Origin of the sequence: uncultured Virgibacillus sp. (assembly GCF_947495635.1) — a bacterium.
Lineage (GTDB): Bacteria > Bacillota > Bacilli > Bacillales > Amphibacillaceae > Virgibacillus > Virgibacillus salarius.
This window is the reverse complement of the sequence record NZ_CANMAB010000131.1, coordinates 1-9,511: the sequence shown is the minus strand read 5'-3', so window position 1 is coordinate 9,511 and position 9,511 is coordinate 1. Positions and strand designations below refer to the sequence as shown.

Genomic DNA, 9,511 nt, shown 5'->3' with positions numbered 1-9,511 from the left:
GTTTTGCTAAAAAAGTTAGCTGAAGGACAAACCCCACGGAAAGGGAAGTGGGCAGCCGGAGTGGTGGTCAAGCAAGCTACTAGAGAAAGCGTAAATCTGAGCATTTAGTGATAAGGAATGAGCGAATTTTGCTCCGTTTTTCTAGTCTAGGAAATGAGGGATCTGCCTTGTTGATAAATATGGGCGTGTTGAGCCGTGTTCAGCTCCAGCGCCCAGAAACTAGGCGAGTTCACGAATCCTTCTACGATAAGTCATCATCGGTTCGTAAGCTCACTGTGATTCCTTTATCTCTGCCGACTCACTTCGTTGCTACGTTTCTAATCAGGCGCTAGCGCTTTTGTTCGTGTATACGGCAGTTTTTATAAGGGAAACGCTTCATAGAAAGGAGTTAAATATATGAAACGATTGGTTGATGTTTTTTTGTCCATTAGTATCCTTATTTTATTTTCTCCTATTTTCCTTATCGTTGCTGGGGGGGTCAGGCTGCAATTGGGAAGTCCTATTATTTTTAAACAACAACGCCCTGGTTTGCATCATAAACCGTTTCAGCTGTATAAGCTCAGAACGATGATAAATGAAAAGGAGAAAAATGGCGTCCTATTAACAGATGAAGAACGTTTAACAGCTTTGGGTAAGTGGATAAGAAAATACAGCTTAGATGAACTTCCACAATTTATTAATGTGCTAAAAGGTGAGATGAGTATTGTTGGTCCTCGACCACTACTGATGGAATACCTTCCATTATATAACGAAGAGCAGTTACTTCGTCATACGGTGAAACCTGGCATAACAGGGTGGGCTCAAGTAAATGGAAGAAATGCAATTACGTGGGAGGAAAAATTTAAATTAGATATTTGGTATGCAAAAAATCAAAATCTCCTATTGGATAGTAGAATCTTAGTTTTAACTTTTATTAAAGTGCTTAAAAGAGAAGGGATAACTCAACAGGGTTCAGCAACAATGACAAAGTTTCATGGCACGAAAGAAGCCCAATAAGATGCGGATCATTATCATAGGAGATGGTGGACATAGCAAGGTTGTACAAGAGATGATATTTGCTAAGGAAAATTATCATGTTGTAGCTATTTTAGATGATAAGTATGAACGTGGATTTCAGATAGAAGGTGTCATTCATGCACCCGTATCTTATCTTATAAAGCTTTTACGTAAAGGAACTAAGGTGGTTATTGCTATTGGTGACAATAAAGTGAGAAAGGAAATTGTGGAGCAACTACCATTGTTACCAAAGCATTATCTATCCATAGCTCACCCGTCAGCTATAGTGAGTAAATCTGCTACCATTGGGTTTGGATCAGTAATTATGCCTCATGCGATAATCAATGCGAATGCTGAAGTAGGAATGTACTCGATTATCAACACATCAGCAATTGTAGAGCACGATAGTACAATAGGTGATTATTCGCATGTTTCACCAAATGCAACATTAGCGGGGAATGTAAGCACGGGTGAGGGAGTTCATGTTGGTTCATCAGCTACTATCATACCAGGAAAGCATCTAGGAAAATGGTCTATTATTGGTGCAGGGTCTACCGTTATTGAGCATATCCCAGCCTATAGTAAAGCTGTTGGTTCCCCTACACGAATTATAGATAGATTCGTCAATAATGATAAAACGAAAAAAGAGGGTGAGCTTATTGACAGAGCCAAGAATTAATCTATCCTTGCCACATATGAGTGGTACAGAAATGGAATATATAGAAGCGGCGTTTGAGATGAATTGGATTGCCCCGCTTGGCCCAAATGTAGATAGGTTTGAGCAAGAGATGGCTGAGCGAGTAGGTGTTAAGGATGCGGTTGCGCTAAGCTCGGGAACGGCCGCTATTCATCTAGCGCTGTGTTTGATGAATGTTACGAGAGGAGATACGGTGTTTTGCTCTACGTTAACATTTGTTGCTAGCGCTAATCCCATTTTATATCAAGGGGCAGAACCGGTTTTTATAGATTCAGAGCCTGATTCCTGGAATATGTCACCGCAAGCTTTAAAGCGGGCAATGGAGGATGCTGTCTTACGGGGAAAGCTTCCGAAAGCAGTTATTGTTGTTCATCTCTATGGACAAAGCTCCCAAATGGATGCCATCGTACAGATTTGTAATGCCTATGAAGTCCCTATCATAGAAGATGCAGCGGAGTCTCTAGGTACCACCTATAAAAACAAGGCTTCCGGTACGTTTGGCAAGTATGGAATTTACTCATTTAATGGAAATAAAATTATTACCACATCCGGAGGGGGTATGCTCATCTCAAACGATGTTGAATCTATACAACGAGCGCGTTTTCTTGCGACGCAGGCTCGCGATCAAGCACGACATTATCAACATAGCGAAATCGGATTTAATTACCGAATGAGTAATATTGTAGCTGGGATTGGTAGGTCACAATTACGTGTGTTGGAGGAACGTGTTGCTGCAAGAAGGCAGGTGTTCGATAGGTATGAACGATTATTAGGAGATTTACCAGGTATTCAATTTATGCAAGAGCTAAAAAATACAAGATCCAATCGTTGGCTGACTACGTTTACCGTTAGTCCAGAGGCTACGGACACAACAGCAGACGAGGTGTTAAGGACCTTAGAAGAAGCAAATATAGAAGCACGACCAGTTTGGAAGCCTCTTCATTTACAGCCACTTTTTTACGATGCTACGTACTATCCACATCAAGAAAACCTTCACGTAGCCGAACAATTGTTTCAAACAGGGATTTGTCTTCCTTCTGGGTCAAACTTAATGGAAGAGCAGCAGTTTCGAGTTATTACTTGTATTCGAAAGGCGTTTAAGCGTTCTCTCCCAAATGGGAGTTTTTTTATTATAGGAAAACGCGAGGTATAGGAGATGTTGGGAAAAAATATTAAACGTATTCGTAAAAAAAAGGGAATTAGTTTAACAGAATGCGCACAACGTGCAAATATATCGAAATCTTATTTAAGCAGTATGGAAAGGAATGTCAATCATAATCCATCGATCCAAATATTAGAGAAAATCGCAACTGTGTTGGATGTCGATCTCCGAACGATATTAGGCTTAGATGATAAAGATGCAAAATTGCCAGAGCATGAATGGATAGATTTTGTAAATGAACTAAAGAGAACAGGCATTGACAAGGGGCAACTTCATGAATATCGCGCAGTGATTGAATTTGCAAAGTGGCAAAAGGAGAAAGATGATTTAGGCTAATAAAAAGAACTGTTTAAATTTACAAAGGAGATCATAAATGAAACAGAAGAAGCCGATTAGAGTATTACATGTGGTTGGTGCAATGAATCGTGGTGGAACAGAAACATTGCTTATGAATATCTATCGAAGACTAAACCATCAACAAATACAATTTGATTTTATATCTTACAGTAGTGAAGAAGCGGATTATGATCAGGAAATTAGAAGTTTAGGTGGTAGCGTTATTACGCTTACAAAGACAAATTCAATTCGTGAGATCTATCATGCTATCAAGCACTATGGCCCATATGCGGCCATCCACGCACATACGCTATTTCACTGCGGGGTTGCTATGACAGCCGGTTATCTAGCTGGTGTTAAGCGAAGAGTATCGCATGCACATACGACGAAGGATGAAGGCAACAGTATCATTAGAAAATCCTATAAGCCCACGATGCGATTGCTCATTCAGCTATTTTCCACGCATTTATTAGCATGTAGTAATCATGCTGGTCACTATCTATTCGGCCGAAGAGGGCTATCGAAACAAACGTATGCCTATTTTCCCAATGCAATTGAGTATACGCATTTTTTGTATAAGGATCACAAGCAGGTAGAACAGTTTAAGAGGGAGGAAGGGTTATCGAATCAGCGGATTATTGGTCACATTGGTAGATTCATCGCAGCTAAAAATCATCAATTTCTACTGGAAATCCTAAAAGCTTGTAGACAAAAAGATCCTACAGTCATGCTAATTCTTGTTGGGGAAGGTAAGTTACAAAAAGAGCTTCAGGAAACTGCTAAACAAGAAAAGCTTGATCAGAATATTCGTTTTTTAGGTCTTCGCACGGATATTCCTACCATTCTGCATACAATGGATGTATTTCTATTTCCATCCATTTATGAAGGGCTGGGTCTTGTGTTACTAGAGGCACAAGCGAGTGGCTTACCATGTATCGTTTCCGAAGCCATTCAACCGGAGGCAGACCTTAAATTAGGACTAATCTCGAGAATTTCTTTGCAGGAAGGGCCACAATATTGGGCAGATAAAATTATGAACATGGTGTATAAGAGAGAAAAGAATACGATGAAAGTGAAAGCTGCTTTCGAAAAAAATGGATATTCGGTTTCCCTAGCTATTGCAAAGCTGATGGACATTTATATATCCGATAGCGGTGGTGTATATGAAGAAAAAAATATTTATCGCCTCCTTTGATATGGAGGTTGGTGGGGTAGAAAGAAGTCTCCTTAGCTTACTTGAAAATCTAGATTACAATACGTACCATGTCGATTTAATGCTGTATAGGCAGCAGGGGGAATTTTTGAAGCTCGTTCCACATAACGTAAATATATTAACTGAAATACCAGCGTATACGACATTTCGTAAGTCCATTCCAACCGTTATAAAAGAACGGCATTACCAGATAGGTTTTTCCAGAATAAGGGCGAAGCTACATGCACAAATAAACGGTTTTAAATTAAAAGCTTCGGAGCCAGGCTATTATCAATCGCAGCTCATGTGGAAATATACCTTGCCGATGCTACCGACTATAAAAGAGCAGTATGATGTTGCAATTAGTTATTTATGGCCCCATTATTTTGTTGCTGAAAAGGTGGAAGCACATCATAAAATCGCTTGGATACATACAGATTATTCAACAGTGCAGGTTGATAAAGAAATGGATTACGATATGTGGGCTACATTCGACTCGATTATTGCGGTTTCGGAGGCATGCAGAGAGGCTTTTTTAAACGTATATAAAGGACTTGATGTAAAAGTAGTAGAGAATATGATATCACCTATGTTTGTTAGGAAGATGGCAACAAAAGAAGTAGAAAATCCGATGCTAAACGATACTAGATTTAAGATCGTAACGGTTGCACGTTTATCTCATGCGAAAGGGATTGATATGGCGATAAAAGCATTAAAGCAAATAATAGATAGTGGTTATAAAAACCTTGCTTGGTACGTTGTTGGCTATGGTGGAGATGAGCAAATGCTGTATCGATTGATCGCCAACAATCACCTACAAGATCATTTTTTCTTATTAGGGAAAAAAGTCAATCCGTATCCCTTTATGAAAGCAGCAGATCTTTACGTGCAACCTTCCAGATATGAAGGAAAAGCAGTGACAGTAACAGAAGCGCAAATTTTAGCAAAACCAGTTCTAATTACCAATTATCCAACGGCTGCAAGTCAGCTTAAGCATAACGTAGATGGATGTATTTGTGCTCTCGGAATTGATGGTTTGGTTACCGGCATCAAGCAGCTGATTCATCATACATCCTACCGAAATAGACTAGCAGAGAATACCAAGCAATTAGATTATAGCAATAAATTAGAAATCAAAAAGCTATATCAGACATTTGAACAAGAAGTCGCAGGGAGGTCATAGTCTTTAATGGATAATATTGTATTATTAGATACATCTGTAGGGTCTCTGAATAAGGGTGATGACATTATTATGAAGTGTGTGAGAGAGCACTTAACGGAAATTACAAAGGAGGATTACGTACTTACCTTACCAACGCATTTAGCTCCATTTCATTGGTATCAAGTGGTTAGAGGCTCTAACCGTGTAAAACTATATAGTAATGCGAAATACAAATTTGTCGGAGGATCCAATTTACTGACAATGGATATGCTAACCCATTTTCCACAATGGAATATTAATCTATTTAATTATCAACCTTTAAAAGGAAGTATTTTGGTTGGAGTTGGTGCGGGAAAAGGAACTAAAATAAAGCGATATACAAAAATGCTTTATAAAAAAGTATTATCGCATGACTATATGCATAGTGTTAGAGACGAGCGAACAAAAAGTTTCGTAGAAGATATGGGGCTGAAGGCAATTAATACTGGCTGTGCGACATTATGGTCACTCACGCCAGATTTTTGTTTGCAAATTCCGAAACATAAAGCTACATCGGTGGTTTTTACACTTACTTTTCATGCGAGACATAAAGAAAGCGATCAGTTATTAATAAATGTCTTACAAAAAAATTACGAAAAGATCTATTTCTGGATTCAAGATAAAGAGGATCTGCATTACTTTCATACACTCGATAATATAGAAGGTATTCAGATTGTTTCTCCAACGTTAGCGGCGTATGAAAAAATATTGTCTCAGGATATTGATTATATCGGTACACGTTTACATGGAGGAATTTATGCAATGAGACATAAAAAGCGAGCTATTATTATTGGTATTGATGAAAGGGCGCGAGGCATGGGAGAGACATATAACCTTAATCAACTAGACAGAAGAGAAATGAGTCAATTAGAAACCACCATACATTCCGCGATTACAACTGATGTAAAGCTAGATCTCAAGCGAATAAATACGTGGCTGCAACAATTTAGGCAAGTGAATACGTCCGATATCGAATTGTTATTTAGAGGTGCTCAATGAAAGCTATTATACTCGATGATGTTGCAGTGAATGGAAAAAGGATTGATATTTCGTTTCGTGTAGACAAGAAACTCCAACGGTATTTTCAACAAGGTAATCATCTCTTTTTTCAATATAATGATGATTTGAAAGATGTCCCGGTTAGTGTAGCAGCTATTCCATTTGTTGCGAACACCGCACCACTTGCTTGGATAACCAATTCATCCATCTATGTTTCTGAATTGGATAAATCCTTTTATGATTGCCTTGCCAACATCAAGAAAGCCTATCAGCGAATGTACCCAGATGTAATTTTTTCAGGTGAAATACATGTGGATCACCTCATAGAGAATAGCTATACCCCTGAACATGAAGCTGCTCAGTTATTTAGTGGGGGGCTTGATGCACTTGCTACCTTTATTCGGATCAAGGAAAAGAAGCCCTTACTTATTACTGAATATGGATGGCATCAGCATTCCGTACAACGAAGTAAGGTATGGGATGCCGATGAAAAACACGTGACTCGATTTGCTTGTGAACATAACCTTGATAACATTCTTATTCATTCCAATTATGGGACATTTATCAGCGCTCAAGAAATTGATAGACATTTTCTGAAGAAACTTGGTGATTCTTGGTGGCATGGCTTACATCATAGTTTAGCTATTATTTCTGCGGCTATCCCGATCGCCTATAAAGAGAAAATCAACTGTATATACATTGCTAGCTCTTATTTTAGAGGATATAGGGCAAAGTGTGCATCAGATCCAACGATTGATAATGAGATAAAATTTGCTTCGGGACATGTGTTTCATGACGGTTATGAGATAAATCGGCAGGAAAAAGTGAAATTAGTTGTAGACTATTACGCAAACAAGGAAACGGATGTGAACCTCAGGGTCTGTTTTTTAAATGAAAAAAATTGCTGTCATTGCGAGAAATGTGTTCGTACAATAGTTGGTATTGTTGCGGAGGGTAGCGATCCAAGTGATTTCGGATTTCCTATAACAGGAAGTCTATCTCAACATATAAGCGATTTTTTAAAGGATAACGTGAAGTATTTTACACCGGCGCGAATCATGCAGTGGAACCTATCTAAAGACAGAATGAAAGAGAATCAGGAAAAAATTATGGATCAGGAATTAGTGGCTTGGTTCGTAATGTACGATTTTGCTGCTGAAAGAAAAAAAGCACTTTTAAAATACAGGCTAACAAAGTTCGTCCCAATAATTATTCGCAGAGTACGCACTCGGTTAAATCGAATACGAATGCAAAATTTATAAAGTAGAAGGCGTTTATATGAGAATCGAAAACTCAATTAGAAACATGTTCTTTGGGGTTTCAGGACAAGTAATTAGTCTGATCATGGGGATGATTGTTCGCACCGTTTTTATTTATACGCTTGGTATCGAATACGTAGGTGTTGAAGGGCTGTTCAGCAGTGTTCTCTTAATTTTATCACTAACGAATTTAGGCTTTGATACTGCTATGATCTATAGCTTATATAAACCGTTGGCAGAAAAGGATACGATCAAAATTCAAGCGTACATGAATCTATTTAAAAAGGCATATAGAATCATCGGCGCTGCTGTTTGTGTCATCGGACTATTACTATTACCATTTCTGCCATACCTACTAAATGGTGATACACGAATTGATCATTTGAATGCAATCTATCTGTTATTTTTATTGCAATCTGTTATGTCCTATTATTTTGTGCATAAGCAAGCAATTATTATTGCAGATCAACGACATCATATAATATCAAAGATACACAGTGTGTTTATCGTTATGACTAATCTATGTTTGATTGTATTACTATTAACAACTAAAAATTATATTGTCGTTCTTTCTACACAGGTCGCTTTCCGAGTAATGGAGAATGTTTATATAGCACGTAAAGCGAATCAATTGTATCCATTTTTGATGGAAGGAGCACATGCAACGCTACCGAAAAAAGATAGAAAACAATTTTTTAGTAATTTGTATGCTCTCTTTTTATATAAGATTAGCGGTGTTGTTATTCATGGTGCAGACAATATCATTATATCCGTTTTTGCCGGTATCGCCTTTGTAGGGATGTATGCCAATTATTTATTAATTATTAGCACGATTACTACGCTTTTAGGCTATTTATTTCACTCGATAACAGCAAGTGTTGGTAACTTACATGTTGAAGAAAGTGCGGAAAAGAAGTATTTTATATTTCGTGTTATTCGCTTTACTAATTTCTGGATATTTGGCTTCTGTGCTATTTGTCTTTGGAATTTATTTAATCCGTTTATTACCGTTTGGTTAGGCGATGAGTACGTATTAAATATGTTTATCGTATTTGCCATAATCTTAAACTTTTTTACGGCGGGTATGCAAAATGCGACTACTACGTTTAGAGAAACGACGGGTTTATTTAGGAAGGGAAAATATCGACCGATTATAGCAGCAGGAATAAATATTTTAGTGTCCATTATACTAGCAAAGGAAATTGGCTTGGCGGGAGTGTTCATAGGAACGGTTATAAGTAGATGGAGCGTTTATTTTTGGTATGATCCATATATCCTTTTTAGATATGTTTTTTTTCAACCAGTTCGCTTTCACTTTATACGATATATGGTGTATACCTTAATTGTTGTTATAGCTGCTATCATAACGGATTTTATTGCCAGAAGCTTTTTCACCACATATACCATGTGGACAATTTTATTCAGAGGTACTATATGCATATTCATTCCCAATGTATTGTTTTATCTGTTGTTTCGAAAGACAGAAGAGTTTAACTATCTCTATCATGTTGCTAAACGAATCGTAAGCACGAAACTCATGAAGCACCCAGTAGTAGAGAAAACCTTTTCTCATAAATAATCGCTTGTTTTTCTTATAAGTTAAGAAAGTATAAAATCAGTGCAATGACTGCGTTAAGCCAAGTAGTTATTTTGAAATGTTTGATGTCTA

At 37.8% G+C, this 9,511-nt stretch carries 9 protein-coding genes; all 9 read left to right on the top strand.

Annotated elements, in window-relative coordinates; genetic code table 11:
- The first annotated feature begins 396 nt into the window (after positions 1-396).
- From Q1A47_RS18835 to Q1A47_RS18795, 9 genes are read left to right on the top strand one after another with little or no spacing between them, the layout of a single operon-like run.
- Entirely contained in the window at positions 397-996 is a 600-nt protein-coding gene (locus Q1A47_RS18835; protein ID WP_026680469.1) for a sugar transferase, read from the top strand.
- Positions 974-1,675 carry an acetyltransferase gene (locus tag Q1A47_RS18830; RefSeq protein WP_226983593.1) on the top strand — a complete coding sequence of 234 codons (702 nt, stop codon included), beginning with the start codon at positions 974-976 and terminating at the stop codon, positions 1,673-1,675. Before Q1A47_RS18835 ends, Q1A47_RS18830 begins: the two co-directional genes overlap by 23 nt.
- On the top strand, positions 1,626-2,846 hold the full coding sequence (locus Q1A47_RS18825; RefSeq protein ID WP_051388277.1) for a DegT/DnrJ/EryC1/StrS aminotransferase family protein: 1,221 nt from the start codon (positions 1,626-1,628) through the stop codon (positions 2,844-2,846). The genes Q1A47_RS18830 and Q1A47_RS18825 overlap by 50 nt, the downstream gene beginning before the upstream one ends.
- Before the next feature lie 3 nt (positions 2,847-2,849).
- Positions 2,850-3,191 (top strand): helix-turn-helix domain-containing protein, encoded by a 342-nt coding sequence (locus tag Q1A47_RS18820; protein WP_026680470.1) that lies wholly within the window; start codon positions 2,850-2,852, stop codon positions 3,189-3,191.
- A gap of 37 nt (positions 3,192-3,228) precedes the next feature.
- Complete coding sequence (locus Q1A47_RS18815; RefSeq protein ID WP_166530461.1) at positions 3,229-4,386, top strand: glycosyltransferase family 1 protein; 1,158 nt, start codon at positions 3,229-3,231, stop codon at positions 4,384-4,386.
- On the top strand, positions 4,355-5,566 hold the full coding sequence (locus Q1A47_RS18810) for a glycosyltransferase (RefSeq protein ID WP_034678709.1): 1,212 nt from the start codon (positions 4,355-4,357) through the stop codon (positions 5,564-5,566). The genes Q1A47_RS18815 and Q1A47_RS18810 overlap by 32 nt, the downstream gene beginning before the upstream one ends.
- Before the next feature lie 6 nt (positions 5,567-5,572).
- Positions 5,573-6,583 carry a polysaccharide pyruvyl transferase family protein gene (locus Q1A47_RS18805; protein ID WP_166530462.1) on the top strand — a complete coding sequence of 337 codons (1,011 nt, stop codon included), beginning with the start codon at positions 5,573-5,575 and terminating at the stop codon, positions 6,581-6,583.
- Positions 6,580-7,845 carry a hypothetical protein gene (locus Q1A47_RS18800; RefSeq protein ID WP_026680474.1) on the top strand — a complete coding sequence of 422 codons (1,266 nt, stop codon included), beginning with the start codon at positions 6,580-6,582 and terminating at the stop codon, positions 7,843-7,845. The genes Q1A47_RS18805 and Q1A47_RS18800 overlap by 4 nt, the downstream gene beginning before the upstream one ends.
- 16 nt (positions 7,846-7,861) lie before the next feature.
- A complete protein-coding gene (locus Q1A47_RS18795; protein ID WP_166530463.1) occupies positions 7,862-9,421 on the top strand; it encodes a lipopolysaccharide biosynthesis protein in 1,560 nt (519 codons plus the stop codon).
- The last annotated feature ends 90 nt before the right edge of the window (positions 9,422-9,511 follow it).